The sequence below is a fragment of the Mesorhizobium liriopis genome (assembly GCF_024053505.1).
Lineage (GTDB): Bacteria > Pseudomonadota > Alphaproteobacteria > Rhizobiales > Rhizobiaceae > Mesorhizobium_B > Mesorhizobium_B liriopis.
The window spans coordinates 94,296-120,068 of sequence record NZ_JAMXQS010000004.1 but is presented as its reverse complement, the minus strand read 5'-3'; the positions used below and the strand labels follow the sequence as shown (position 1 = coordinate 120,068).

Genomic DNA, 25,773 nt, shown 5'->3' with positions numbered 1-25,773 from the left:
AACGATGCGGTCTTTTTTTTGCTGGGAAGAAGGGACGGCTATTCGGCGGCGAGCGGCAGGCCGAACAGGTAGTCGTCGGGAATGGAAACCAGTTCGCGCATGAAGTGGCTGAGATCGTCGGCCAGTGCGTCGAAGCCGCTGTTCTTCTTGAGTGTGCGCTCGTTCATGTAGAGGCCGCGATTGACCTCGATCTGGATGGCGTGAAGATTGTGCGCGGGCCGCCCGTAATGCTCGGTGATGAAGCCGCCTGCATAGGGCTTGTTATGCACCACATGGTAGCCCATCGAGGCGAGCAGCCGCATCGCGGTGTCGGTCAGCATCGGTGAGGCGGACGTGCCGAACCGGTCGCCGATGATGAAGTCGGGCCTCCGGTTCTCGCCCGACCTGACATTGGCCGGCATCGAATGGCAGTCCACCAGCACTGCGTGCCCGAAGGCGCGATGCGTGCGCATCAGGAGGTCTTTCAGCGCCTCATGATAGGGCTTGTAGAAATGCTCGATCCGGTCGAGCGCTTCGCCGACGGGCAGGCGCGCACGATAGATATCGAGCCCCTCGCCCACCAGCTTCGGCACCGTGCCCAAGCCGCCCGCCACACGGGGCGATCGGCTGTTGGCGAAAGCCGGCAGGGTCCCCGAAAACATGCGCGGGTCGAGCTCGAACGGCTCACGATTCACGTCCAGATAGGCGCGCGGAAAATTCGCCTTGAGAAGCGGCACGCCGAGCGAAGCCACGCCGGCGAAGAGTTCGTCCACATAGCAGTCCTCGGAGCGGCGGATCTGCGCGGCATCGAGCCGGGACATCGCGAGAAACCGAGGCGGATAGAAGCGCCCGCTATGGGGCGAGTTCAGCACGAAAGGCACGTGCTGCGCAGGGGCACTCATCTCGAATGGAAGCACCTCCGCGAAATCGTCCTCGGGCTTGTGCGGATGGGTCAAAGGCTGCGACGCTGAGAGGCGATTTGAAGCATGAGCAAACCGTGCCACCTCAGCCGGGCGCTGTCCAGCGCCGCGCGCGCGAGGAACCCACCGGATTCACTTGATATTTACCATCTTTCTTTTTTATAAGGCTCCACAGGTATGCCCGTTTCAGGGCAGCTTCGCGCCCTCTCGATTCCATTCTCGCATTCCCGCACAGGACCACGATGGCCCGCATCCTCCTCGCAGAAGACGACAACGATATGCGCCGCTTTCTCGTGAAGGCGCTTGAACGCGCCGGCTACGAGGTGAGCGATTTCGACAATGGCGCGAGCGCCTATGAGCGCCTGCGCGAAGAGCCCTTCTCGCTGCTGCTCACCGATATCGTGATGCCCGAGATGGACGGCATCGAACTGGCCCGCCGCGCCACCGAGATCGATCCCGATCTCAAGGTCATGTTCATTACGGGATTCGCCGCCGTGGCGCTCAACCCCGATTCCAAGGCCCCGCGCGACGCCAAGATCCTGTCCAAGCCCTTCCACCTACGCGATCTCGTCAACGAGGTCGAAAAGATGCTGCAGGCGGCCTGAGGGCTCCAAGTTCCCAAGCGTCATCACGGCGTCGCAAACATCAGCGCGCACGCCCTTGACGCCCCCATGCATCTATGATGTATGCGCCGCCATACCGGATGGGCGTGTAGCTCAGCGGGAGAGCACTACGTTGACATCGTAGGGGTCACAGGTTCAATCCCTGTCACGCCCACCATCCGGTCTCCCATCCTGAAATTGCTGTTCATCATTCGCCCTTGGGGCAAACGACTTGCATGCGTTCAGCGCGCTTGGCGGACAGTGACGCGCGCGTCTGCTGAGGCGGATCGCGAACTTCGGAGCACTACGATGTCAACGTAGCGCCCGCCTCTCATTCCTACCATCTTGCGTCGCCGAACAGCGCGTCTGCAAACGGTAAACCTGTCCCGGATTTTCATCCGGGACAGGCCTGCAGGGTTGTGACGGCAGGACTGGAAGACCTGCCGCCACGGGACCATCACATCACGCGAAGTTGCCGCGCGGTCTGTGATGCATGTCACAGAACTCACGCCCGACCCCTATGGACCTCCAACCCGTCCCGGTGCCATGGAAGGCCAGACATCAGGACGGCCTCATGACCAAGCTTGCCGAACTCAATCCGCTTGCGCTCGCGATCCCTGCCCCGCCCGTGCCCACGGTCGGCGCTTGGCGACGCAACTATGACGGACGGCGCGGACCGTTGATTGATCTGAGTCAGGCAGTTCCCGGCTACCCGCCCCACGCGCAGATGCTCGAATGGCTCGGTGAAGCGGCAGCGACGGCAGCCTATGCGGGCTATGGCGCGATCGAAGGCGATGACGAGTTGCGGGCCGTCTATGCCGTGCATCAGTCGGCGCTCTATGGCGCCGGGATCGACGCGAAAAACGTCCACATCACGGCCGGCTGTAACCAGGCCTTCGTGGCGGTGGTCATGGCGCTCGCGCAGGCCGGTGAAGGCGTGGCGCTCACCGTGCCCTTCTATTTCAATCACGAAAGCTCGCTCGGCATGCTCGGCGTCAAACCGGTGCTGATCGAGACCACGGCCGAAAACGGTTTCGTACCCGAGCTCCGCGCGATCGAAGCCGCGCTCGAAGCGGGCGTAAAGGTCGTTTCCCTGATTACGCCCAACAACCCGACCGGTGCGGTTTACCCGCCCGAGCTTATCGCGAGCGCCTTCGATGCCTGTCGCGAGCATGGCGCTTGGCTGATCCTCGACGAGACCTACCGCGATTTTCTCGCGCCGGAAGCGAGTGTGCCCCACCGGCTCTTCGAGCGCCAGGACTGGGAAAAGACGCTGATCAGCCTCTACAGCTTCTCCAAGAGCTTCTGCATTCCCGGTCATCGCATGGGCGCCGTGACGGCCGGCGAGCATGTTGTCCGCGCGCTGGCCGGCATCGTGGACAATCTCCAGATCTGCTCGCCGCGTCCGCCGCAGGCCGCGCTTGCCAAGGCCATCCCCGCGCTTGTCGACTGGCGCGAAGCGAATCGCGTCGAAATCGCACTTCGGGCGGAAGCGATGGCGCAAAGCTTCAGCGACCTCGAAGGCTGGCAGCTCGCCTCGCTCGGCGCTTACTTCGCCTTCGTGCGGCATCCGGTGGCGGGCAGGTCTTCCGTGGACGTCGCCGAAGCGCTCGCGCGCGACCGTGGGGTACTGGTGATTCCCGGCGAGTTCTTCGGCGCGGACCAGAAGGACTACCTCCGGTTCGCGTTCGCGAATGCGGGCATCGAAGGGATCAGGGCGCTTCGGGAAAGGCTTGAGGGTTTCTCGCTCTAGGCGCTCAAGCCCTTTCCCGCCGCAAGGCCTGCGCCATGCAGTGGATGCCGCCGCCCGTTTTCGAGATTTCACCCGTCTCCACCGCCGCCACTTCGAACCCCAGCGCGCGCAGTTTCTCGATCAGCGTCTGCGAACTCGTCGGCGCGATCACACGATCGCGGCCGAGCGACATGAAGTTGCATCCCAAGGCCATCGTATCCTGAAATGGCACGTCGATGATCTCGTGGCCTTTGGCCTTCAGCCAATCCACCAGCGCCGGCTCGGTGCAGGCGAGACAGACGGCGGTGAGCTTCGGCGCGATCGGCACCACCATCAGGTCGATATGCACATAATATTCGTCGATAAAGGCGAGGCGCGTTTCCCAGCCTTCCTTCTCGAACCATGACTGGACCTGCAGCGCGCCCTCTTCCTGCGTGCGTGCGCCGCCGCAGCCGATCAAGACGCAGCCTTCCTCGATGACGTTGAAGTCGCCGCCTTCGAAAGTACCGGCCGTCACCATGTCGTAGATCGGAATGCCGAGCTTTTCGTAGTTGCGGATGGCGGCATAATTTTCGCCGCGCCGCCACCAGTTGGCCATGGCGGTGATGATCGCGCCATAGGGCGTCATCACGGATGAATCCCGCGTATAGACCTGCATCGGCAGTTCCGGCTCGGGCTGCACGGTGTGCACCGTGACGCCGAAATGCTGGTAGGCGGAAACGAGCTCATTGTGCTGCGCCTGAGCGAGCTGGATGTTGGCAGGATTCTCGCGCAGGTGCTTTCGTGACAGCGAGCTGGTCGCCATGTGCCTGAGATAGGCCGGCGAGCCGAGCAGCACATCGGTCAGCGGATCGGTCTCGTTCTGAAAGCCCCAGAAGCTCAGCGGCTCCGTGCCGCCCTTCGGATTGCGGCGCTGGAGCGAAAAAGGCTCGGCGGAGGAAAGGCGCTCGTGTCGTGTCATGAAACCAGCTCTCGTCTTGGTTCGGGAAATGTCGGGATCCACCAGTCGGTGCCGCGTGGGGTCGTCACATATTCGGGCCAGCGGAAATGAGTGGGTGGCTCGTAGTCGCAAAGCGGCGCGATCCATTCCGTGCCGCCGATGCCGCCCCCCGTGCGCTGAACGAACTCGGCCTGGGCATGGTCTCGTGCCTTCTCGTCTTCGAGCAGGCGCAGAGCCGTCAGCGAAACGATCTTCGCGGCAGTCGTCACCATCGGATCAATGGTTTCGGGAATACCGCCCAGCGCGTTCATGACCCAGGCGGGATAGCTGAAACCATCAGGCGCGCGGAGCGCGGGCCGCGCCACATAGAAGCGGCAGAGAGGAGCGTGCCACGCCATGTCCGTATAGTCGTCGGAGGTGGAATGGGTCTGAGAAGGCGGCAGGTCGCGCCGGAGGACGGCTTCGGCTTCGCGGGGATCGATGAGGCGCGTACATTCTGGAATGAAAGGATCGTCCGTTGCTTCCCCACCCCCATTCACCTGGATCTCGCGCGCGATTGCCTTGGCGCTCTCGCTCCATCGCGGTGCGCCAACCTCCTGCATCGCCCTCCAGCACAGTTCCGCCATCGCATGATTGGCGAGGCCGGGACGCGACTTCGAGACCCAATGGCGCTCGAAACGGCAACCGGTCATCAGCGCCGCGGCTTCCGCGACGCGATCGAGCGTCGCTACCGCCTGTTCCGCCATATCGAGCGTCGGCACGCGGATCATGTACTGGATCTCGGCGAGCAGCGCGGGCTGATTGTCGGCGGTCGCCTGTCCGGAAGTCAGCACGGCTTCCGAGATCGACCAGCCCCCTTGATGCGAGAGCATCGAGTCGCGCACGGCGCGTGCGTTGATCTGCATCAGTGCAAGGGCCTCGCCCGCGCCCGGCGCGCGGATGGCCGAGTGCGATTGCGGGATCGGGGTTTCCCCCGTCGCCCCCCATTTCTCAGGCGCAACGCAGATGAAGCGGTAGATCATGCTGTAGGCCGCGCCGCAGTGGGTATCCCAGCGCACGGTGTTGCAGAGCGGCAGCATGTAGAAGGGATGAAACGAGATCACCCCGGCCAAGCCATCGTAATAGCCCTTGGCCGCATGGATGGACTTGGAGCCTCTGACCTTCTCCGCCGGCTCGCCGGTAAAACGCAGCGTGCCGGCAATGCCGTGGCGCTCCATTGCCGCCTTCGTCGCGAGAAGCCCGCCGAGCGAGCCGATACCGAGGCCGGAATGCGGGTCGGTGTGGCCGCCGGCGTGAACGCTCAGCCCGGGGCGCGGACGCTCCATGGTCGCCGCATCCTGGCAGTTGCCCGGAATGCCGTCATATTCGGCATACATGCCGATGGTGGGACCCTTGGCATTGCTGCCGGCGCGGTGGGTCCAGTGAGCACAGAAGGCTGTCGGCATGCCGCCGGAGCCTTCCTCGACAGAGAAGCCTTCCGCGCGCAACCGCTCCACATACCAGGCCGCCGAGCGATATTCGCGCCAGGCGGTTTCGCCGAAGTCGAAGATGGTGCGGGTCCACGTCGAAAGCTCGCGCGCCTGCGCCTCGACCATCCCCTTCGCTGTTTCCGCCGCTGCACCCATCGAGCCGCTCTCCTTGACAGAAAGCAAACCAGCGAATTCCATGCGCGAAAAGTGATAAGTTTTCCGCCATCCGGCAAACGCTCTTCACCACAAAGGCAAAGTCATGCGCATCCCGTCCACGCAGGCGCTCCGGTCGCTCGACAGTTTCGCGCGGCTCGGCAGTGTGTGGCGGGCGGCCGATGAACTCAATCTGACACGCAGCGCGGTCAGCCATCAATTGCGCCTGCTCGAACGCGAGCTCGGATTCTCCTTGTTCGAGCGCGCCGGAAAAGGCGTGGCGCTGACGGCCCGAGGCCGCCGCTATGCCGGCGACGTGCGCAAAGCGCTGACGGTTCTGGGAGACGCAGGCGCGCAAGGCTCGGAAACGGGCGTGAGCGGCGATCTGGTGATCAGCTGCACGCCGGGCTTCGCCTCGCTCTGGCTCTGCACGCATCTGGGCGAATTCCAGAGCCTCTACCCGGATGTGGCCCTTTCCGTCACCACGCCGCGCAAGCTGGACGACGTGTCGGCGAGTGATCCCGACATCTTCATCGCCTTCGGCGACGGCAACTGGCCTGACCGAGCGGTGGAGCTTCTCTGCGATATCGAGTTCACGCCGCTCTGCTCGCCGGTGCTCCTCAACAAGCTCGGCGGCTTGCCCGAGCCGCAGGACGTGTTGAAGGCGCCGCTTCTCCATCTCGGCAATTTCGAGGACTGGACCCGCTGGCTGGCGCTGGCGGATGTGCTCAACCCCGATCCCGAATGCGGCATCGTCTTTTCCGACATGAACCTCGTCTTCGCCGCGGCGAGCGCCGGGCAAGGCATCGCCATGGGCGACGAACTGACCTGCCGCACCGCCATGCGCGAGGGCCAGCTGGTGCGGCCCTTCGAGATCGCGTTCAAATCGCCGAAGTCCTACTTTCTCGTCATGGAACATTCCAAACGCGAGCAGCCGGCACTGGTGGCGTTCACCGCTTGGCTCAAATCGCGCCTCACCAAAGCGGAAGCCGTCGCGCGCAATGCCTATGATTGACCGCCCGATAAGGTTTGCGGTGAAGGATATTTGTCGGCAGAGGCAAAACAATTCGGTTGCCGCTTGGGCTTGGAGTGATAGCCTTCACCGGACTGGAGGCGCCCGAGGATGAACCAACGCAGCCACGCCGCCGAGATCAAGGCTTCGAGCGTCGGAAAGAGTTTCGGCAATTTCTGGGCGCTGAAGGATTTGAGCCTCGACATCGGACGCGGCGAATTCCTGACGCTGCTCGGCCCCTCGGGCTCGGGCAAGACCACTTTCCTGATGATCCTCGCAGGTTTCACCAAGCCGACCACCGGCCGCTTGATGCGCGACGGCCGCGACATCACGCCGATGCCGGCCGAAGACCGTGAGGCCGGCATGGTGTTCCAAGGCTACGCGCTGTTTCCGCATATGAGTGTCGAAGACAACATCGCCTTCCCGCTTCGCGTGCGCAAAGCATCGGGCGACGTGATCAGGCGCAAGGTCGGCGCGATGGTCGAGAGGGTCGGGCTCAGGGGCCACGAGAAGAAGCGGCCAGCCCAGTTGTCCGGCGGCCAGCAGCAGCGCGTGGCGCTCGCCCGCGCGCTCGTTTTCGAGCCGAGCATGCTGTTGCTCGACGAGCCTTTCTCCGCTCTCGACAAATCCCTGCGCGAACAGATGCAGGCCGAGGTCGCGCGACTTCATCGCGAAACAGGCACGACATTCGTTTTCGTCACGCATGACCAGACTGAAGCGCTGGCCCTCTCGTCACGTATCGCGATCTTCAACAGCGGCCAGCTCCTGCAGGTGGGCGACCCCCGTGAGGTCTATGAGCGGCCGAAGAACCGCTTCGTCGCGGAGTTCCTGGGCGAGATCAACATGCTGCCGCTCTCGGGCCTTTCTTTTGATGGCCAGGGCGCCAACGGTGCCTTCGAGGATCGGCGCATCTTCGTGGACGAAACCGGCGGCAACCTGTCGGGCAAGGACACGCTGCTTGGCGTGCGGCCCGAACATATGCGGCTCGTCCGCTCGCCCGAAGGCGCGGTCAATGCGCTGGCGGCGATGCCGACCGGCGCGACCTATGGCGGCTCCGCGACACGGCTGGAACTCGCGACACGCAGCGGCATCAAGCTTTCGCTTTCGGTTCCGACCGACGAGGCGAACGCTGCGCTCGCCTCCGAGGGGCCGGTCTGGCTGACTTGGGCACCGGAAAGGGGCTTTCTCATTCCGCCCAGTGCATGACTTCCGAATAAAAACAGGGGAACGACAATGACAAAACTTCTCGAACACGGCATCAGTCGCCGCCGCTTCGGTCAGCTCTTCGCGGGCGCCGCGGTCGGCGTCACGGCTCTTTCGCCCTCGCGGCTCTGGGCGCAGGCCAAGGAGCTGGTTCTGGTCAATTGGGGTGGCGACGCCATCCAGGCCTATGACGAGGCTTACGGCCAACCTTTCGAAAAGGAGAGCGGCATCACCGTCAAGGAGGACGGCTCGGGTCCGACGGAAGGCGCCATCTCGGCGCAGGCCAAGAGCGGCAAGCCGACCTGGGATCTGGTGGATGCAGACCCGTTCTCGGCCATCTCGCTCGGCAAGCAGGGCATGCTGGAGCCGATCGACTACACGGTGGTCGACAAGACGAAATTCCGCGAAGGCTTCGGCTGGGAGCACGCCGCCTCGACCTACTTCTTCTCCTATATCATCGCCTACGATTCCTCGAAGTTCGGCGACAAGGTGCCGACCGGCATGGCGGACTTCTTCGACACGGAGAAGTTCCCGGGCAAGCGCTCGCTCTACAAATGGGGCGTGGGCATGTGGGAAGCCGCGCTCATGGCCGACGGGGTCGCGCCCGACAAACTCTACCCGCTCGACCTCGAACGCGCCCACAAGAAGATCGCAGCCTTCAAGGACAATGTCGTCGCCTATTGGGGCGGTGGTGCCGAGAGCCAGTCGGTTCTGATCGATGGCGAGGCATCGATGGCGCTGATCTGGTCCACCCGCGCATCGCTGCTCGACAAGGATTCGGACGGCTCCATCAAGTTCATCTGGGATCAGGGCCTGATCTCGCCCGGCTCGCTCGCCGTTCTGAAGAACAATCCGGGCGGCAAGGAGAATGCGATGAGATTCATCGCCTCCATGTCGGACCCGCAAAAGCAGCTGGTGATGTTCGAGAAGCTCGGCCAAGGCCCGGCCAACCCGGCCACCGACGCACTGATCCCCGAGGACCGGAAACGCTTCAACCCGATGGAGCCCGCGAACGCCTCCAAGCAGATCCCGCTCGACATGGATTGGTACGCCGAGAATTACGGCAAGGCGCTGGACGAATATACCAAGATCATCTCGGCCTGACCGATCCGCGATGGGTCTCGGATCGAGCCAATGGAAAGCGGCGCTGTGGATGGCGCCGCTTCTCCTCTTCCTGTTCTTCGCTTACGCGGTGCCGTTCTTCGGCGTCGCGCGATGGAGCGTGACGCTGCCCGAACCGGGGGTCGGGCAGTACCAGGCGCTCGTTCTCGACCCGCTCGTGCAGTCGGTTTTCCTGCGCACCTTCCGGATCTGCCTGTTCGTCACGATCGCAGCCGTAGCCGCCGCCTATCTCATCGCCTTCGTGCTTGTGCGCGGCACGCCGCTGCAACGACTGGCCGTCGAGTTCTGCGTACTCGTGCCGTTCTGGATCTCCGTTCTCACCCGCGCCTTCGGCTGGGTGGCGCTCTTGTCCAATCGCGGCCTGCTCAACAGCTGGGGCCAGCAGCTCGGCATCCTGTCCGAACCGCTCGCGCTGGTCCGCAACGAGTTCGGCGTGGTGGTCGGCATGACGCACTTCCTGATCCCATTCGCCGTCTTCCCGCTCGCATCCGCCATGCGCAATCTCGATGAACGCGTTCTGCTTGCCGCCCAAGGCCTCGGTGCCTCGCGCTCGCGTATCTTCTGGTCGATCTTCGTGCCGATGACGCTGCCGGGCATCATCGGTGCCGCGCTCATCGTCTTCGTTTTCGCGCTCGGCTTCTTCGTGACCCCTGCGATCCTCGGCGGCGGGCGCAGCGTGATGGTGGCGGAGCTTGTTTATCTGCGCATCTTCCAGAGCCCCGACTGGGGCTTGGGCTCGGCCATCAGCGTCACGCTCGTGGTGCTGGTCGGTGTGCTGATGGCAGCGCTCTGGCGCTTCATCCGCCCGCGCGAACTGGCGGGCTGAGCCGATGACGCATTACCGACCCGGCCCCGTCATCCTCCTGCTCGCGGCACTCGTCGCGGTGTTCCTGCTTCTGCCGCTGCTGGCGGTCGTGCCGGTCTCGTTCACGCCGGCGCGCTTTCTCTCAATGCCCACGGGCAACTGGTCGCTGCGCCACTACGCAACGCTCGTCAGCGACCCGCGATGGCTGGACGCCATTCTGCTCAGCATCCGCATCGGCGTGGTTTCGAGCACGGTCTCGACGCTGCTCGCGCTGGGCTTCTGTCTCGGCCTCTGGATGTTCCAGCCGCGCTTCGCGGCCGTGCTCGTCGGCTTCGCCATCCTGCCCATGGTCGTGCCGCCGGTGGTTTCAGCCGTGACGCTTTATTTCCTTCTCACATCCCTTTCGAATGTGAGCGGCTCGATCGGCTATGACAGCTGGCTCGGCACCGCACTTGCCCATTCCGTGATGACGATGCCCTTTGCCGTCGTGCTGATCCTCGTCTCCCTGGCGCAGGTGGACCGGCGCATCGATCTCGCCGCGCGGGGTCTGGGTGCCACTGTCTGGCAGCGGGCCGCCCAAATCATCGTGCCGAACATCCGCTTCGGCATCCTGACCGCCTGGCTCTTGTCTTTCGTGCTGTCCTGGGAGGAGATCGGCGTCACGCTCTTCGTCACCAGCGTCAACGCCATCACGCTGCCCCGGCTGATGTGGATGGGCCTGCGCGACAACATCGATCCGGCGATTGCCGCCCTGTCCGTGGTGCTGATCGCGCTGACGGTTTTGGTTCTCGCGATCCGCGCGGTCTATCGCTGGCGGACCGCCTCGCCCGAGGCCTGATCCGCCACTGCCTGAACGCGCTCCATGCCCTCGCGGATCACTGTCCGCATAGCTTCCCGTGCGCCCTCGGCATCCCCTTTCGCGATGGCATCGACGATGTCGCGATGCCGCGCGACGTTCCCCGCATGGCGCTCGGGATCGGGGATCGGTGAGCTGACGGAAAAAGTCGTCGCCAAAGCCACTTCGATCAAAGTGCTGACCGAAAGCATGAATGGATTGCCCGACGCCTCCGCCACGGTCATGTGCAAGCCCAAATCGCTTTCCACGAACTCGCGCGAACTGGTGGCGTTCGCCATGCGCTCGATCCAGTCAGCGAGCAGCGCGCAGTGCTCTTCATTGCGCCGCTCCGCCGCGAGTGCCGCAGCTTCCGGTTCCAAAGCCAGGCGCATCTCTGCCAGGCTCAAGAGAAAGCTTTCATCGACGCCCGTTTCCGCGGTCCAGTAAAGGATGTCTGGATCGAACAGGTTCCAGAACTGCCGCTCGCGTACGCGCGTGCCGATGCGGGCGCGCGCCTGGATCAGGCCTTTGGCGGCAAGTGTCTTCAGCGCCTCGCGCAACACCGTGCGCGATACCCCGAACCGTTCCATCAATTCGCTGTCGCCCGGCAGCACCGAGTTCTCGGCAAAGCGCCCGCCGACGATATCGCGGCCGAGATCGCGCATGACATGGCCATGGTGCGTGCGAGGACGCGTCGTCGCGAGCAGGTCTTCCGGCGCGAGGGAAGGCAGCGAGGGATGCAAACGGTGCTCCTTCCATCGAGTGGAATTACGAGACCTCTTGCTTAAGCCCTTATGACGCCAGCGGAAAGTCTGCCTTGTCCGCTCATCACAGCCAAAAAAGAAGGCCGAGCTCTTCACTTCGCACAAGCAAAGGAAAAGCCCGGCCAAGCTCGGGAAAGTTTCCTGGAGTCTCCGCCTCGCAAAAGGTTTCGATTCCAATCGAGGCATCCACTATCATATAGTATGATTATTGGAAGAGCCTTCGCCTCTCTTGGTTGATGAACTCTGTGTTCAAAGCGGCGCCTCCGCTCAGTGACCTCAGTCGACCGCGACCATCACGTCGGACGCCTTCACCACCGCATAGGCTTTCTCGCCGACCTTGAGCCCAAGCTCGTCCACGGCTTCGTTGGTGATCGATGCGGTGACGACGACGCCATTGCCGATTTCGATCGCGACATGGGCCGTGGTTGCGCCCTTGGCCACCTTGGTGACCGTGCCGGGGATGGTGTTACGCGCGCTGAGCTTCATTGAAGTCTTCCTGCTCGTTTGAGATGCCGCGCACTATGCGCGCGCCCGACCCGCTGGCAAGCCCTGAGCGGATTGCTTCCGGGAAAAACGCAGATACACCATTTTCATCGGTGCAAGAACGTCTAGTTATATTCATCCGAATATATCGCTTTGGTCGAGACAGGGAGAGATCGATGACGAAAACGTGGGCGCGCATGCAGGTTCTGGCGGTGGGAACCGCAATACTGTTGGGGGCAGGCGCGGCGTCTGCGCAGGAGAGCCTGACGGTATTCGCGGCCGCATCGCTCAAGAACGCGCTCGATGAGATCAACACAGCCTGCGAGGCATCCGTCGGCAAGAAGGCGACGATCTCCTATGCCGCCTCGTCCGCTCTCGCCAAACAGATCGAACAGGGCGCGCCGGCCGACATCTTCTTCTCCGCCGACCGCGACTGGATGAAGTATCTCTCGGACAAGAACCTGACCAGGAAGGACACCGAGAACGAGTTGCTGGGCAACAGCATCGTGCTCGTGGCGCCTGCCGATTCCGCGACCAGTATCGACATCAAACAGGGCTTCGACCTGTCCGCAGCGGTTGGCGACGGCAAGCTGGCCATGGCCAATGTCGAGTCCGTCCCCGCCGGCAAATACGGCAAGGCTTCGCTGGAAAAGCTCGGCGCTTGGGAAGGGGTGTCGAAGAAGGTTGCGCAGGCCGAAAATGTGCGCGCGGCACTCGCCCTCGTTTCAACCGGCGAAGCCCCGCTCGGCATCGTCTACAAGACGGATGCGGCGGCCGATCCCAAGGTCAAGATCGTCGGCACCTTCCCCGAAGACAGCCACGCACCGATCGTTTATCCCGTGGCGCTGACGGCCGAGTCCAAGAATGCGGACGCGCCGAAATTGCTCGAATGCCTGAAAACACCGCAAGCCCGTGCGGCTTTCGAAAAACAGGGCTTCAACATCCTGCTGAAATAAAAGGCACGGCCGCGCTTCATGGATTGGCTTCAACTCAGCCCCGAAGAATGGAGCGCGGTTCGCCTTTCAATCAAGGTTTCGAGCTGGGCGACGCTCGCCAGCCTGCCCTTGGGCCTCGCCGTTGCGCTGCTGCTTGCGCGAGGGCGCTTTCCCGGCAAGTCGGTCCTCAACGGCATCGTCCATCTGCCGCTGATCCTGCCGCCCGTCGTCACCGGTTACCTGCTGCTCTTGAGCTTCGGCAGGCGTGGCGTGGTCGGCGGCTTTCTGGCCGAGCATTTCGGCATCGTCTTTTCGTTCCGCTGGACGGGTGCTGCGCTGGCCTGTGCCGTGATGGGCTTTCCGCTCATGGTGCGCGCCATGCGTTTGTCCATCGAAGCCGTGGACCGGAAACTGGAGCGCGCGGCCAACACGCTCGGTGCATCGCCTTTGGTCACGTTCCTCGTCGTTACCCTGCCCCTTTCGCTGCCGGGCGTCGTGGCCGGGGCCATTCTCTGCTTCGCCAAAGCCATGGGCGAGTTCGGTGCGACGATCACCTTTGTCTCGAATATTCCCGGCGAGACGCAAACCCTGCCCTCCGCCATCTACACTTTCACCCAGGTGCCGGGTGGCGAAACCGGCGCCCTGCGGCTGACAGCTGTTTCGATCGTCATCGCCATGGCAGCCCTTGTCGCGTCCGAAGCCTTTGCGCGGCGCATCGACCGGCGGTTCACTGTCGAATGAGCCTCGAGGTTTCGGTTCAGCGCGCCGTCAGCGGATTCACGCTCGACGCCACATTCGCTTCGGCCGGCCGACTGACCGCGCTGTTCGGGCCATCCGGCTCGGGCAAGACCATGCTGATCAACCTGATCAGCGGCCTGATGCGACCCGACCGGGGCCGGATTGCGATCGATAACACGGTGCTGGTCGATACGGACGCCCGCATCGCCGTGCCCATCTACAAACGCCGCATCGGCTATGTTTTTCAGGACGCGCGACTGTTTCCGCACCTCAGCGTCAGGCAGAACCTGCGCTTCGGCCGCTTCTTTGCCCCACGCACCGACCGCTGGGCCGATGAGGCCGCGATCATCGACCTGCTCGGCATCGGCCACCTGCTCGACCGCAGGCCGGGCATGCTGTCCGGCGGCGAAAAGAGCCGTGTCGCGATTGGCCGCGCGCTTCTCGCCTCCCCCCGTCTGCTCTTGATGGACGAACCGCTCGCCGCGCTGGATGACGCGCGCAAGCGAGAGATTCTGCCCTTCATCGAACGCCTGCGCGACGAATTGAAGGTGCCCATCGTCTATGTCAGCCATTCGGCACAAGAGGTGGCCCGGCTCGCCACGGATGTGGTGATGATGCGCGATGGCCGCGTGCTGGCCACAGGCCCCGCCGAGGCAGTGCTGCCCCGCCTCGATACGCTGGCTGAGGAAAGCGGCGAAAGCAGTTCGCTGATCACGCTGACGGTCGCAGAGCCCATGCCCGAATGGGGTCTCACCCGCCTGCGCTCATCCGGCGGCGAGTGGCGGCTGGCCCGCGTGCAGGCGGCCGCCGGCACCAAGCTCCGCGTCCGCATCCGTGCGCGGGACGTGATGCTCTCGCGCCTGCGCCCCGAACAGTCCAGCGCGCTCAACGTGCTCGAAGGCGCGGTCACAGCGATCGCACCGCTCGGTGAGGCGGAAGCGCTGGTCACGCTCGACTGCGGCGGCGATGCCATCACGGCGCGCGTCACGCGCCTTTCGGCCGACGCTCTCGAACTCTCGCCCGGCACGCCCGTCTTCGCCGTGGTCAAGTCCGTCAGCTTCGACCCCGCCAGCACCGCTGCCATTCGTGGCGTCCCATCGGCCGATCTGTTAGCCTGACGCACAAGGAGCACCACCATGGCCTCGCTCAGCCTGCGCATCGACCTCGACCCCGAAGGCCGCATCGGCCCGGGCAAGATCGAGCTTCTCGAACACATCGCCGACAGCGGCTCGATCTCGGCCGCCGCCCGCGCGATGGGAATGTCCTACAAGCGCGCCTGGGATCTGGTCGAGGAAATGAAGACCATCTTCGGCAAGCCCGTGATCGCGGCCCGCACAGGCGGCCGCCAGGGCGGCGGCGCGGAGTTGACGGCGCTCGGCCTGGCCCTCGTCGCACGCTTCCGCGCCATCGAACGTGCCGCCGCATCTGCCGCTGCTGCTCAGATGCAGGCGTTACAGGCCGAGATCGAAGCAGCCTGATCAGTGGAATAAATTTCCGACTTTTCGTCAATTATAAGCATAATCATCCATGTTATGCCTTGAATGGGGGCGTACGAACCCTGCCCTTCGGAGTGGGATGACTATGCTTGGCGCTCTGATCCCAGACGCGCCTTCGGAGCCATCATGAAAACCTTTCTCGCTGCGGGCCTCGGCCTCGCAGCTTTGCTCGCCGCATCCACATCGAGCTTCGCTGCCGAAAAGCTGCTGAACGCCTCATACGACATCGCGCGCGAGCTCTTCGTGGCCGTGAACAAAGCCTATGTGGACAAGCATCCGGGCGTTACGATCGACCAATCCCATGCAGGGTCGTCAAAACAGGCGCGCGCCATCGTCGAGGGCCTTGAAGCCGACGTCGTGACCTTCAATCAGGTGCCAGATGTCGATTTCCTCGCCAAAAACGGCTTGGTCTCCGAAAACTGGCAGAACGCGTTCGCCAACAAATCCTCGCCCTTCTACTCGCTGCCCTCATTCGTGGTGCGGGCCGGCAATCCGAAGAACATCAAGGATTGGGGCGATCTGGTGCGCGACGACGTGCAGGTGATCTTCCCCAACCCGAAGACCTCGGGGAACGCCCGCTACACCTATCTCGCGGCCTATGCTTACGCTCAGGAAGCGTTCAAGGGTGATGAGGCGAAGGTCAAGGAATACGTTACGGCGCTCTTCAATCACGTGCCCGTCTTCGACACCGGCGGCCGCGCGGCGACCACCACCTTCGTGGAGCGCGGCACGGGCGACGTGCTGATCACCTTCGAGGCCGAGACGCGCGGCATCGTCAAGCAATACGGCGCCGACAAATACGAGCTGGTGACGCCTTCCGTCAGCGTCCTGGGCGAGTTTCCCGTCGCCGTCGTCGACAAGGTCGCAGAAAAGCACGGCACGCGCGATCTCGCGAAGTCCTATCTCGACTTCCTCTACACGCCCGAAGGCCAGACGATTGCCGCCGAATTCGGCCATCGCGTGCACGAGCCGAGTGTCGAGGCCAAGTTCAGGGACCAGTTCCCGAAGGTCCGCCTCCTGACTGTGGAAGACACGTTCGGCGGCTGGGAAAAGGTCCAGAAGGAGCACTTCGCGTCCGGCGCGCTGCTTGACCAGCTTTATGGCCAGCGTTAACCCAGGCATCGAACGGTCGGCGGCCTTGTTCGAAGGCCGTCGGCGCATTGCCACCGACAACAGGGTTTCACGCTTGGCACGTCGCGTCCTGCCCGGGCTGCCGCTGGCCCTCGGCTTCACGCTCCTCTACCTCGCCTTGATCGTGCTGCTGCCTTTGGGCGCGCTGGTCTTCAAGGCTGCGAGCCTGGGGCCCGAGGATTATTGGCGCATCATCTCTTCTCCGCGCGCGGTGGCGAGCTACCGCGTCACGGTTTTTTGCGCCGCGGTCGCAACCGCCTTCAACCTCGTTTTCGGCCTCGCACTCGCCTGGGTGCTGACGCGCTATCGCTTCCCGGGCCGCCGCTTGCTGGATGCGCTGGTCGATTTGCCTTTCGCGCTGCCGACCGCTGTCGCCGGCATTTCGCTGACAGCCTTGTTCGGCCAGAATGGCTGGTTCGGCGGCGCGCTTGCTCCATTCGGCATCAAGGTCGCCTATACGCAGCTCGGCATCATGATCGCGATGGCCTTCACCTCGCTGCCTTTCATCGTGCGCACGGTGCAACCGGTGCTGGAGGATCTCGATCCGTCCATCGAGGAAGCCGCGCAATCGCTCGGTGGCTCCGACTGGACGATCATGCGCAAGGTGATCCTGCCGCTTCTGACGCCTGCCCTGCTCGCCGGCATCTCGCTATCCTTCGCCCGCTGCCTGGGGGAGTTCGGCGCCATCATCTTCATCGCCGGCAACCAGCCGATGCGCACGGAGATCACGGCTCTCCTCGCCTTCATCCGGCTCGAGGAATATGACCTGCCCGCAGCCGCAGCGATCGCGTCCGTGATGCTCATCGCGGCGTTCGTGATGCTTGCCGTGACCAACGCCATGCAGGCGCGCGCGCTGCGTTACACGAGGCGAGACTGACCATGGCGCGACGACAACCCGGCCAGCCCCGCCGTGTCGGCGACAGCCCCGCCTTCAAGTGGAGCCTCATCGTCTTTGTCGTGGTCACCTCGCTCATCGTGATCGTCTCGCCATTGGTGGTGATCGCGACCGAGGCTCTTGGACGCGGCCTGCCCGCTTATTTCGCGGCGATCGCCGAACCCGACATGGTGAGCGCGGTGACGCTGACCGTGGTGGTCGCGCTGATCGCGGTGCCGATCAACACGCTGTTCGGCATTGCCGCCGCATGGGCCGTCACCAAATTCGACTTCCCCGGCCGCCGGCTGCTGATCATCGTCATCGATATTCCGTTCTCGGTGTCCCCCATCGTCGCGGGCGTCTCATATCTGTTCGTCTACGGCCTGCAGGGCCTTTTCGGACCGACGCTGCAGTCAGCCGACATCAAGATTCTCTTCGCCCTGCCCGGTATCGTCATGGCCTCGATGTTCGTGACCGCGCCCTTTGTCGCGCGCGAGCTGATCCCGCTGATGCAGGCGCAGGGGCGCGACCTCGAAGAGGCCGCGACCTCGCTCGGCGCCTCGGGCTTCCGCACATTCATGAGCGTCACGCTGCCCAATGTCCGTTGGGCGATGCTCTACGGCATCATCCTGTGCAATGCCCGCGTGATGGGCGAGTTCGGCGCGGTGTCGGTCGTCTCGGGCAATATCCGCGGCGAGACCAACACGCTGCCGCTGCATGTCGAACTGCTCTACCACGACTACCAGACCGCAGCCTCTTTCGCGGCGGCCTCGATTCTCGCCTTTCTCGCCGTCCTGACCCTGATCGCCAAGGTCTGGCTCGAGCGACAGGGTGCCGGTCGCGCAGGCCGTCCCAGCCTTTCGGGCCCACCCGTCCCCGCCCCGGTCATGGAGAAGGCGTGATGAAGATCAAGCTCGAAGACGTCTCGAAGACGTTCCAGACCTTCCGCGCCGTGCGCGGCGTCTCACTTGAAATCGAAAGCGGCGAAATGGTCGCCCTGCTCGGCCCCTCGGGCTCGGGCAAGACCACGATCCTGCGCATGATTGCCGGCCTCGAATATCCCGATGGCGGCCATATCCTGTTCGGCGACACGGACGCCACACGCATTCCCGTGCGCGAACGCGGCGTGGGCTTCGTGTTCCAGAACTACGCCCTCTTCCCGCACATGACGGTGGCCGAGAATATCGGCTTCGGCATGAAGGTCTCGAAGACCAAGCGCTCGAAGGCGGAAATCGCCAGCCGGGTAAACGAACTTCTCGGCCTGATGCGGCTCGATGGCTTGGGCAACCGCTTTCCCAGTCAGATCTCGGGCGGCCAGCGCCAGCGTGTGGCGCTTGCCCGGGCTCTGGCGGTCGACCCGACGGTGCTCCTGCTCGACGAGCCCTTCGGCGCACTCGACGCCAATGTCCGCCGCGACCTGCGCCGCTGGCTTCGCGAAATCCACGAGGAACTCGGCATCACCTCGCTCTTCGTGACGCACGATCAGGAAGAAGCGCTCGACCTTGCCGATCGCGTGGTGATCCTGAACGAGGGCAACATCGTGCAGCAGGGTACGCCGGAAGAAGTGAGCCGCGCCCCGAATTCACGCTTCGTCACCACCTTCCTGGGCGACACGAACCGAATTCCCGCTTCCGTGCATGACGGCTCTGCGGTGGTAGGCGAAATCCGCCTCCCTGCCCCCAACGCCACCAATGGCGCCGCCGAAATCCTCGCCCGCCCCCGCGACCTCGACTGGCAGTCCCAAGGCCCCGGCATCGCCGCCCGCGTTTTGCGCGTGATCGATCGGCCGGATGGGCGACGGCTGGTGGTTTCGACGGATGCCGAGGCGCATCTGGAACTCGATGTGGCACCGGAAGTGGTGGCCAGCGTCGGTGCGACGGGGTTCGTCACGATCCGGCGTGGTCAGGTGTTCAACATCTGAAGCCGCCGGGGTCTTCGACCGGGTTCTGATGCGGAGCGCAGGGGGAGAGTTCACCCCCGCCACAGCCCATCCTCACCCCCACCGAAACGGAGCCCCTTCGAACGCTTCCGCCCCTCGTCCAATCCCCTCAATCGCGCGGACCATTCGCCCGTCACGTCCAAGCACCCCATCCGCAAGCCTGACCAGATACGGATTGGGCGTCGCCGAGGGCGAAAGCGCGCGGAGCTCGGCAGCCAATTCCTCCTCATGACGTTCCGGATGAAGCGCCGCCATCACAATGAATGCCGCGGCAGTCGAGCGGGATATTCCGGCATAGCAGTGTATCAGCAGCGGCCGCACCTGCGCCCACCCTGTCACGAAATCCAGCAGCGCCCGGACCTGCGCCGCGCTCGGCGAAATCAGCCCCGGCCGGTCTTCCGCAATGTCGTTCATCACGAGATGCAACTGGTCTTCCTGGGGAATGGCATCCGGCGAGAACAGCGCGGCATCCGGTGAGCGCAGCGAAATGAGCGCGGCCGGCTGGTATTCGGCAATCACTCGCTCGACCGCCGATCGCGGCGAAACGAGGATCATCGCGCAAGCGCCCGTTCGAGACGCGCGAACGCCTGATCGTCCGGCGGCAGCCCGAAGCGCAGCGCATCCGGCATCACGTCGAACCGGCGCAGATAGAGCCCTGCCCGGCCGCACGCCTCGAAGACCTCGGCAGAGCGCTCGGTTCGCACGAAACGAAACAGGCTCGTGCCGCCAGCGACCTTCAGCCCGTGCGAACCGAGCAGATGGTCGAGCCGATCCGCCGCAGCAGCGAGCCTCGCGCGTGTCGCAGACGCCCACCGGTCGTCCCCAAGCGCCACGCATCCCACCGCGACCGCCGGTCCGCTGACGGCCCACGGCCCGAGTTCGCTACGCAACCGCTCCACAATCCGCGTCGATGCAACCGCAAAACCTAGCCGCAAACCGGCAAGTCCGTAGAATTTGCCGAACGAGCGCAGAACGACGAGGTTGGCGTGCGTCTCGACCGCTCCAGCCACGCTCCAGCCATCCGCTTCCCGCACATCCATGAAGGCCTCGTCCACGACCAGCATGCCCTCACGCCGTTCGAGCTTTCGCGCGAGCGCGCAGAGTTCCTCGGCCGAAAGCAGCCGGCCATCCGGATTGTTCGGGTTGACCAGAACCGCGATGTCGGCGTCCGCTAGAGCGTCGATATTCGAGACCTCGATCACTTCATGCCCCGCGCGGACCAAGGCCCGCGCATGCTCGGCATAGGTCGGTGTCCACACCGCCGCGCGACCCGGTTTCACCATGGCGGCCACGCGTGGCAGCAATGCCTGCGTTCCGGGTGCCGCGACCAGATGCGCGGCCGAAGGCGCGCCATAGCGCCGGACCGCCGCCTCGCAAAGACACTCGATATCGGCGTCTTCCGGCAGTCTTTCCCACGCGCTGGCGGGAATGGGTGGAAGCTTGTAAGGGTGCGGATTGATCCCGGTCGAAAGGTCGATCCAGGGCGCTGGCGCATGGGGAAACAGCGCACGGGCCGTGGCAAGGCTGCCACCGTGATCGCGTATCGCGTCGGTTTCAGCCTCCATGTCCGCACTCCTCACACTTGTCGCGCTCGTCGTCGAACGCCTGATCGGCTACCCGGATCGCCTGTACCAGTGGATCGGCCACCCGGTCACCTGGATCGGCGCCCTGATCGATGGGCTCGATGCGCGCCTGAACAAAGGCAATTGGCGCAGGCTCAAGGGCGTCGTCGCGCTTGTCATCCTCGTGCTGGTGCCGACCACCCTTGCCCTGCTGATCCAGATCGCCCTCGGGCCGAGCCTTGTTGCACTGCTGATATGCGCCGTGCTTGCCAGCAGCCTCGTCGCACAGCGCAGTCTTGGCGCCCATGTGCGCGACGTCGCCGATGCGCTTGAGCATGAAGGTCTTGCAGGCGGTCGCCGCGCCGTCTCCATGATCGTCGGTCGCGATCCTGAAGCACTCGATGAAGCTGGCGTTTCCCGCGCGGCCATCGAGAGCCTGGCCGAGAACTTTTCCGACGGCATCACCGCGCCGGCCTTCTGGATGGCTGTCGGCGGATTGCCCGGCGCAGTCGCCTACAAGGCAGCCAACACCGCCGACAGCATGATCGGCCACCGTACTCCCCGCCACGAACAGTTCGGCTGGGCCGCCGCGCGCTTCGATGACCTGATCAACCTGCCCGCCTCGCGGCTCACGGCTTTGCTGATCGTGGCCGCGGCCTGGGCCACGCCCGGCACTTCGGCAGGAAGCGCGTGGGCCGCGCTGCGCCGCGACGCGCGCAAGCACCGCTCGCCCAATGCCGGTTGGCCCGAAGCCGCGATGGCCGGCGCGCTCGGCTTGGCGCTGGCGGGCCCCCGCGTCTATAATGGCGTGACGGTGGAAGACGCATTCATGGGCGAAGGCGGCCGACGCGAAGCCAACGCCACCGACATTCGCCGTGCCCTGCGCCTCTACTGGACGGCGGATGCGTTCGGCATCGCGCTGGTGGCGATCGCAGCACTGCTCGTCACCTGGCTTGGCTGAGCAGGCCATCGATGTCGCAATGCTGTTCGAGATGCGCGGCAAGGCGATCGAGCACCTCATCGACCCCGGCCTCGTAATCGAGCCGGCTCGGGCCTGCGCCCAGCCTCTGAAGCCAGGCCGAGCGCTGCCGGTCTTCGGCGAAGAGGCCGTGTACGTAGGTGCCGAACACACGGCCATCTGTCGATACCGCGCCATCGGCATGGCCTCCGACCGTCGCGAAAGGCCGCGCGCAGTCGGGTCCGCTGGTCTCGCCCATATGCATCTCGTAGCCGGTGAACGGGATGCCATCGCTTGTCTTCCCCACCACCGTTTCAAGCCGCTTGGTGTTCGAAAGCGTGGTGGAAACATCGAGCAGTCCCAGCCCCTCGACACTGCCCGCCGGCCCCTCGATGCCCTGCGGATCCTCGACCGTGCGGCCCAGCATCTGGTAGCCGCCGCAAAGTCCCAGCACCGCACCGCCGCGCCGGTGATGCGCGCGGATATCCACATCCCAGCCTTCGCGCTTCAGCGCATGCAGATCGGCGATGGTCGATTTCGAGCCCGGCAGGAGCACGAGATCACAATCACCCGGAAGAACGTCGCCCGGCTGCAATCTTATGAGGGAAACGGCTGGCTCGGCTTCCAGTGGGTCGAGATCGTCGAAGTTCGAGATGTGCGGCAGGATCGGCACCGCGATGCGAAGCGCACCGTCTCGCGCGTCCGATGTGCCTGCATGCGCAAGCGCCAGCGCGTCTTCTGCCGGCAATCGGCGTGCGTCGGGGAAGAACGGGATCAGCCCGAAATCCTGCCAGCCCGTCGCTTTTGCAATCACCTGCATTCCATCCGCGAACAGCGCCGGATCGCCGCGAAAACGGTTGACGAGAAAGCCCACGATCCGCGCGGCATCGTCTTGTGGCAGCACGTGCCGGGTGCCGACGAGGCTCGCGATCACGCCGCCCCGGTCGATATCGCCGACCAGAACGACGGGCACGCCCGCCGCCTCGGCAAATCCCATATTGGCGATGTCGTTGCGGCGCAGGTTGGTTTCCGAGGCACTCCCCGCGCCCTCCACGAGGACGAGGTCGGCTTCACGCTTCAAATGGTCGAAACTGTCGAGCACATGGGGCAGAAGCTGCGGCTTGATGCCTTGATACTCCGCCGCCCTGGCCTGGCCCCAGACCTTGCCCTGCACCACGATCTGCGCGCCCGTTTCGCTTTGCGGCTTGAGCAGCACCGGGTTCATGTGGACCGTCAGCGGCACCTTGCAGGCGCGCGCCTGAAGCGCCTGCGCCCGCCCGATTTCGCCGCCATCGGCTGTTACGGCCGCGTTGTTCGACATGTTCTGCGGCTTGAACGGCCGGACGCGGAGCCCGCGCAGGGTGAGCGCGCGACAGAGCCCGGCGACGACGAGCGATTTGCCGACGTCCGAGCCGGTGCCCTGAAACATGAGAGCTTTCGCGGTCATGAGGAAGGTTCTCGAACACGCATGGCAGCCGGCCGAGTTCTAGAACTCGATCCCTTCCTGTGCCTTCACGCCTGCCTTGAAGTGATGCTTCACCAGCGAGAACTCCGTCACCAGATCCGCCGCATCCACCATTTCCGGTTTCGCGTTGCGGCCCGTCACCACCACATGCAGGTCCGGCCGCCGCGCTTGAAGCACTGAAACCACATCGGCGATGGGCAGATAGTCGTAGCGCAGGGCGATGTTGATCTCGTCCAGAACGACCATGGCCACATTGGGGTCGGCCATGAGTTCCTTGGCCTTCCCCCAAGCGGCTTCGGCCGCTGCGATGTCGCGCTTGAGATCCTGCGTCTCCCAGGTGAAGCCCTCGCCCATCGCGTGCCAGCGAAGGCGGTCCCCGAAAAGGGCGAAGGCATCCTTTTCGCCGGTATGCCAGGCCCCCTTCACGAACTGTACGACGCCCACCGTCTTGCCATAGCCGAGCATCCGCAGCGCGAGCCCGAAGGCGGCGGTGGTCTTGCCCTTGCCGGCACCGGTATGGACGATCAGCAGACCTTTCTCGATGCGCTTTTCGGCGACCTCTGCGTCCTGCACCTCCTTGCGCTTCTGCATCTTCTGGCGATGCCGCGCTTCTTCGCTGCTGGTGATATCCGTCATTTCAACCTGATCGGCAGTCCTGCCGCGATGAAAATGGCATGGTCGGCGATCGCCGCCACGCGCTGGTTGAGCCGCCCTGCGGCATCGCGAAAACGCCGCGCGAGCGCGTTGTCGGGCACGATCCCCAGGCCCACTTCGTTGGAAACCACGATCCAGGGCCCGCGAGGCAGACGCAACACGTCTGCGAGTTCCACTGACACCGCATCGAGATCGTGTTCGGCGAGCAAGTGGTTCGAAAGCCAGAGCGTCAGGCAGTCGACCAGCACCGGCTGTCCATCCGGCGCGCTACGCAAGGCGCCCGCGAGATCGAGTGGCGCATCCACCGTCTGCCAGCGCTCGTCGCGCCGCTCCTGATGCAAGCGTATGCGCTCGTCCATTTCGCCGTCGAAGCTTTCCGCCGTGGCGATATAGGTCCACGGCGGCGGGAAGGCGGCGATCAAGCCCTCGGCATGCGTGCTCTTACCCGAGCGCGCACCACCGAGAACGAGCGTCAGCGATGGCGCTTCAGGCAAGCTGGCTTCGCAGGGCCGGTGTATCCTCGCGCAGGAAGCGCTGGCAGAGCACACCCGCCACCGCGCCCATCACAAGCCAGAAGACGAGGTTGGTCACGGTCACAGCCACCACGAAATCATGGTGCAGCCCTTCGGGGACCGCAGTCTCATAGCTCGGCGGCTGCGGTGCGCCGATGAGGTGCGGTGCCACGATCAGAGCCACGCCGAGCGCGGCGAAGACCGGCGCGGCGCGGAACGCGATCAGCGCGAGACCGATGGCGGTTGCGGCCACGGTGCCCGTCCACCAGACCTGCCGCGCCCAAAGATCGGCCGCCGGCATGGCCGGCAGTTCGGGCGGCAAGCCCAGGCCCGGCGCCAGCGTGAACACGGCGAACCCGGCAAAGCCCCAGATCAGCCCCTGACGCCAGGAACCGATGCCGCCCGCCAGTTCGCTTGCCGCGACGAGCAGGAGCGCGAAACCGACGCCCGAAACGACATTGGCGAGCAGGTTGAAGGCGAAGCGCTCGAACCCATCGGCCGGCGCCCAGCCTTCTTCATCATGCTCATGCACAGCGACGGTCGCGGCTGGTGCGCCGGTCTCGGCACGTGCCGCACCATGGTCATGCGTGTGCGCGGGCTCCGCACTCTCGAAGGTTTCCGCCTGCAGGATCAGCGGAACGGTGGAAAAGCTTTGCATCGCGGCCAGAACCAACCCGGCAACGAGCCCGGTCAGCGCCGCGACGAACACGACGTTTCGAAAGATCGACATCAGCGAAACCCCTCAGTGGCAGGGGAAAGCGAGCGAGTGGCGATAGTCGTGAGCGGCATTGTGCACGGCTTCGATGTGCGAGAAGCCGACAAAGCCGGTGATGAAGATGCCGAGCAGCCCGGCGAAAGCGAGCTGGATGCGCCGCGAGGACAGAGAGCTTGCGCTGCCGAGCGAAGCGGTTGCCGAATGTGCCATGAAATCAAAACCTCCGCCCTCCACCCGAGGGCCATGCCAGTTGCGTTTCGTCCTCGGCCAGGTCTCCTGGCTTGCGGCTCATGCGCGCTTCGTCCGCCTTCCCGGGGATACCCAGTGGCGTCATGGACGGAATGCTCGCCGCTCACAGTTGCGGGGGCAGCCGCGGCTTTCGAACCGCGTTCCCTCTTGCGCTCTCGCCTTTCGGAAAGAGAGCCGATGACGAACCGACCATAGGGAAGCCTGAGACACGAGGCAAACGGATTCGCGCCGCTCCATGTCGCGGTTGCGGCGAGAGGGGTCGTGCCCTCGCGTTGACAGGTTCGGGAGCCGGCGCCTAAATGACGGTCGCGACGGTCCCTTGCTCTTGCGGCAAGGGCGCAAGAGGGAACGCGGTTCGAAAGCCGCGGCTGTCCCCGCAACTGTAGGCGGTGAGCTGAAGGCCGAATTGCCACTGGGCTGGTCCCGGGAAGGCGGCCTGAAAGCCGAGACCCGCAAGCCAGGAGACCTGCCGGCGCGCGAACGTAATTTCCCGAAAGCCTGGCGGGTGTCCTGGGCGGGAGCGAGG

General features: G+C 64.4%; 28 protein-coding genes, 1 tRNA gene and 2 riboswitches. Of the genes, 17 read left to right on the top strand and 12 right to left on the bottom strand.

The window, feature by feature from the left end:
- Positions 1-38: 38 nt before the first annotated feature.
- Positions 39-881 carry an N-formylglutamate amidohydrolase gene (locus tag NGM99_RS08495; RefSeq protein WP_252817985.1) on the bottom strand — a complete coding sequence of 281 codons (843 nt, stop codon included), beginning with the start codon at positions 879-881 and terminating at the stop codon, positions 39-41.
- Positions 882-1,141: 260 nt separating this feature from the next.
- On the opposite strand from NGM99_RS08495, the gene cpdR reads away from it, so the two are divergent.
- From cpdR to NGM99_RS08480, 3 genes are all read left to right on the top strand, one after another.
- Complete coding sequence (cpdR, locus tag NGM99_RS08490) at positions 1,142-1,504, top strand: cell cycle two-component system response regulator CpdR (protein ID WP_252817983.1); 363 nt, start codon at positions 1,142-1,144, stop codon at positions 1,502-1,504.
- A 100-nt stretch (positions 1,505-1,604) separates the two neighbouring features.
- Positions 1,605-1,679 (top strand) — tRNA-Val (locus NGM99_RS08485).
- 396 nt (positions 1,680-2,075) lie between these two features.
- Positions 2,076-3,254 carry an aminotransferase gene (locus tag NGM99_RS08480; protein ID WP_252817982.1) on the top strand — a complete coding sequence of 393 codons (1,179 nt, stop codon included), beginning with the start codon at positions 2,076-2,078 and terminating at the stop codon, positions 3,252-3,254.
- A 4-nt stretch (positions 3,255-3,258) separates the two neighbouring features.
- Here NGM99_RS08480 and NGM99_RS08475 read toward each other — a convergent pair whose 3' ends face one another.
- Positions 3,259-4,194, bottom strand: coding sequence for a dimethylarginine dimethylaminohydrolase family protein (locus NGM99_RS08475; protein ID WP_252817980.1), 936 nt, complete (start codon positions 4,192-4,194; stop codon positions 3,259-3,261).
- Entirely contained in the window at positions 4,191-5,798 is a 1,608-nt protein-coding gene (locus tag NGM99_RS08470; RefSeq protein ID WP_252817979.1) for a zinc-binding metallopeptidase family protein, read from the bottom strand. Before NGM99_RS08470 ends, NGM99_RS08475 begins: the two co-directional genes overlap by 4 nt.
- A gap of 103 nt (positions 5,799-5,901) precedes the next feature.
- Here NGM99_RS08470 and NGM99_RS08465 point away from each other — a divergent pair, with 103 nt between their 5' ends.
- The 5 genes from NGM99_RS08465 to NGM99_RS08445 all read left to right on the top strand — a co-directional run bounded on the left by NGM99_RS08465 (position 5,902) and on the right by NGM99_RS08445 (position 10,775).
- Complete coding sequence (locus NGM99_RS08465; RefSeq protein WP_252817977.1) at positions 5,902-6,810, top strand: LysR substrate-binding domain-containing protein; 909 nt, start codon at positions 5,902-5,904, stop codon at positions 6,808-6,810.
- 108 nt (positions 6,811-6,918) lie between these two features.
- Complete coding sequence (locus NGM99_RS08460; protein WP_252817976.1) at positions 6,919-8,013, top strand: ABC transporter ATP-binding protein; 1,095 nt, start codon at positions 6,919-6,921, stop codon at positions 8,011-8,013.
- A gap of 27 nt (positions 8,014-8,040) precedes the next feature.
- A complete protein-coding gene (locus NGM99_RS08455) occupies positions 8,041-9,114 on the top strand; it encodes an ABC transporter substrate-binding protein (RefSeq protein ID WP_252817974.1) in 1,074 nt (357 codons plus the stop codon).
- Between the two features lie 49 nt (positions 9,115-9,163).
- The gene (locus tag NGM99_RS08450; protein WP_252817972.1) at positions 9,164-9,958 is read left to right on the top strand and encodes an ABC transporter permease; all 795 of its coding nucleotides are present in this window, start codon (positions 9,164-9,166) and stop codon (positions 9,956-9,958) included.
- A gap of 4 nt (positions 9,959-9,962) precedes the next feature.
- A complete protein-coding gene (locus tag NGM99_RS08445; RefSeq protein WP_252817971.1) occupies positions 9,963-10,775 on the top strand; it encodes an ABC transporter permease in 813 nt (270 codons plus the stop codon).
- Here the strand turns inward: NGM99_RS08445 and NGM99_RS08440 are convergent.
- Positions 10,742-11,515, bottom strand: a complete 774-nt coding sequence (locus NGM99_RS08440) for a FadR/GntR family transcriptional regulator (protein ID WP_353937393.1) — start codon at positions 11,513-11,515, stop codon at positions 10,742-10,744. The two genes, NGM99_RS08445 and NGM99_RS08440, sit on opposite strands and share 34 nt — an antisense overlap.
- Positions 11,516-11,812: 297 nt before the next feature.
- Positions 11,813-12,022: a TOBE domain-containing protein gene (locus tag NGM99_RS08435; RefSeq protein ID WP_252817969.1), complete on the bottom strand. Its 210-nt coding sequence runs from the start codon at positions 12,020-12,022 to the stop codon at positions 11,813-11,815.
- 173 nt (positions 12,023-12,195) lie between these two features.
- Between NGM99_RS08435 and modA the strand changes: the two genes are divergently transcribed.
- The 8 genes from modA to NGM99_RS08395 all read left to right on the top strand — a co-directional run bounded on the left by modA (position 12,196) and on the right by NGM99_RS08395 (position 19,114).
- On the top strand, positions 12,196-12,975 hold the full coding sequence (gene modA / locus NGM99_RS08430) for a molybdate ABC transporter substrate-binding protein (protein WP_252817968.1): 780 nt from the start codon (positions 12,196-12,198) through the stop codon (positions 12,973-12,975).
- A gap of 18 nt (positions 12,976-12,993) precedes the next feature.
- Positions 12,994-13,695, top strand: coding sequence for a molybdate ABC transporter permease subunit (modB, locus tag NGM99_RS08425; RefSeq protein ID WP_252817966.1), 702 nt, complete (start codon positions 12,994-12,996; stop codon positions 13,693-13,695).
- Positions 13,692-14,810 carry a molybdenum ABC transporter ATP-binding protein gene (gene modC / locus NGM99_RS08420; RefSeq protein ID WP_252817964.1) on the top strand — a complete coding sequence of 373 codons (1,119 nt, stop codon included), beginning with the start codon at positions 13,692-13,694 and terminating at the stop codon, positions 14,808-14,810. The genes modB and modC overlap by 4 nt, the downstream gene beginning before the upstream one ends.
- Positions 14,811-14,828: 18 nt before the next feature.
- Positions 14,829-15,170 (top strand): winged helix-turn-helix domain-containing protein, encoded by a 342-nt coding sequence (locus NGM99_RS08415; RefSeq protein WP_252817963.1) that lies wholly within the window; start codon positions 14,829-14,831, stop codon positions 15,168-15,170.
- Between the two features lie 144 nt (positions 15,171-15,314).
- Positions 15,315-16,301 carry a sulfate ABC transporter substrate-binding protein gene (locus NGM99_RS08410; protein WP_252817961.1) on the top strand — a complete coding sequence of 329 codons (987 nt, stop codon included), beginning with the start codon at positions 15,315-15,317 and terminating at the stop codon, positions 16,299-16,301.
- A gap of 73 nt (positions 16,302-16,374) precedes the next feature.
- The gene (gene cysT / locus NGM99_RS08405; RefSeq protein ID WP_252817960.1) at positions 16,375-17,196 is read left to right on the top strand and encodes a sulfate ABC transporter permease subunit CysT; all 822 of its coding nucleotides are present in this window, start codon (positions 16,375-16,377) and stop codon (positions 17,194-17,196) included.
- Positions 17,197-17,198: 2 nt separating this feature from the next.
- Entirely contained in the window at positions 17,199-18,095 is an 897-nt protein-coding gene (gene cysW, locus NGM99_RS08400; protein ID WP_252817958.1) for a sulfate ABC transporter permease subunit CysW, read from the top strand.
- The gene (locus tag NGM99_RS08395; RefSeq protein WP_252817956.1) at positions 18,095-19,114 is read left to right on the top strand and encodes a sulfate/molybdate ABC transporter ATP-binding protein; all 1,020 of its coding nucleotides are present in this window, start codon (positions 18,095-18,097) and stop codon (positions 19,112-19,114) included. Before cysW ends, NGM99_RS08395 begins: the two co-directional genes overlap by 1 nt.
- Positions 19,115-19,186: 72 nt before the next feature.
- On the opposite strand, the gene NGM99_RS08390 is transcribed toward NGM99_RS08395, so the two are convergent.
- Both NGM99_RS08390 and cobD read right to left on the bottom strand, forming a co-directional pair.
- A complete protein-coding gene (locus NGM99_RS08390; protein ID WP_252817952.1) occupies positions 19,187-19,687 on the bottom strand; it encodes a tyrosine phosphatase family protein in 501 nt (166 codons plus the stop codon).
- Positions 19,684-20,697 (bottom strand): threonine-phosphate decarboxylase CobD, encoded by a 1,014-nt coding sequence (gene cobD, locus NGM99_RS08385; RefSeq protein ID WP_252817950.1) that lies wholly within the window; start codon positions 20,695-20,697, stop codon positions 19,684-19,686. The genes NGM99_RS08390 and cobD overlap by 4 nt, the downstream gene beginning before the upstream one ends.
- On the opposite strand from cobD, the gene cbiB reads away from it, so the two are divergent.
- Entirely contained in the window at positions 20,696-21,655 is a 960-nt protein-coding gene (cbiB, locus tag NGM99_RS08380; RefSeq protein WP_252817948.1) for an adenosylcobinamide-phosphate synthase CbiB, read from the top strand. The genes cobD and cbiB overlap by 2 nt on opposite strands.
- Here cbiB and NGM99_RS08375 read toward each other — a convergent pair.
- From NGM99_RS08375 to NGM99_RS08355, 5 genes are read right to left on the bottom strand one after another with little or no spacing between them, the layout of a single operon-like run.
- Positions 21,639-23,099 (bottom strand): cobyric acid synthase, encoded by a 1,461-nt coding sequence (locus NGM99_RS08375; protein WP_252817946.1) that lies wholly within the window; start codon positions 23,097-23,099, stop codon positions 21,639-21,641. The two genes, cbiB and NGM99_RS08375, sit on opposite strands and share 17 nt — an antisense overlap.
- Before the next feature lie 39 nt (positions 23,100-23,138).
- Positions 23,139-23,753: a cob(I)yrinic acid a,c-diamide adenosyltransferase gene (gene cobO, locus NGM99_RS08370; RefSeq protein ID WP_252817945.1), complete on the bottom strand. Its 615-nt coding sequence runs from the start codon at positions 23,751-23,753 to the stop codon at positions 23,139-23,141.
- Complete coding sequence (gene cobU, locus NGM99_RS08365; protein WP_252817943.1) at positions 23,750-24,265, bottom strand: bifunctional adenosylcobinamide kinase/adenosylcobinamide-phosphate guanylyltransferase; 516 nt, start codon at positions 24,263-24,265, stop codon at positions 23,750-23,752. The genes cobO and cobU overlap by 4 nt, the downstream gene beginning before the upstream one ends.
- Positions 24,258-25,013, bottom strand: coding sequence for a CbtA family protein (locus NGM99_RS08360; protein WP_252817942.1), 756 nt, complete (start codon positions 25,011-25,013; stop codon positions 24,258-24,260). The genes cobU and NGM99_RS08360 overlap by 8 nt, the downstream gene beginning before the upstream one ends.
- A 12-nt stretch (positions 25,014-25,025) precedes the next feature.
- Positions 25,026-25,208, bottom strand: coding sequence for a CbtB domain-containing protein (locus NGM99_RS08355; RefSeq protein WP_252817940.1), 183 nt, complete (start codon positions 25,206-25,208; stop codon positions 25,026-25,028).
- 39 nt (positions 25,209-25,247) lie between these two features.
- A riboswitch (cobalamin riboswitch) is annotated at positions 25,248-25,440 on the bottom strand.
- Between the two features lie 102 nt (positions 25,441-25,542).
- Positions 25,543-25,735, top strand: a riboswitch (cobalamin riboswitch).
- Positions 25,736-25,773: the final 38 nt, after the last annotated feature.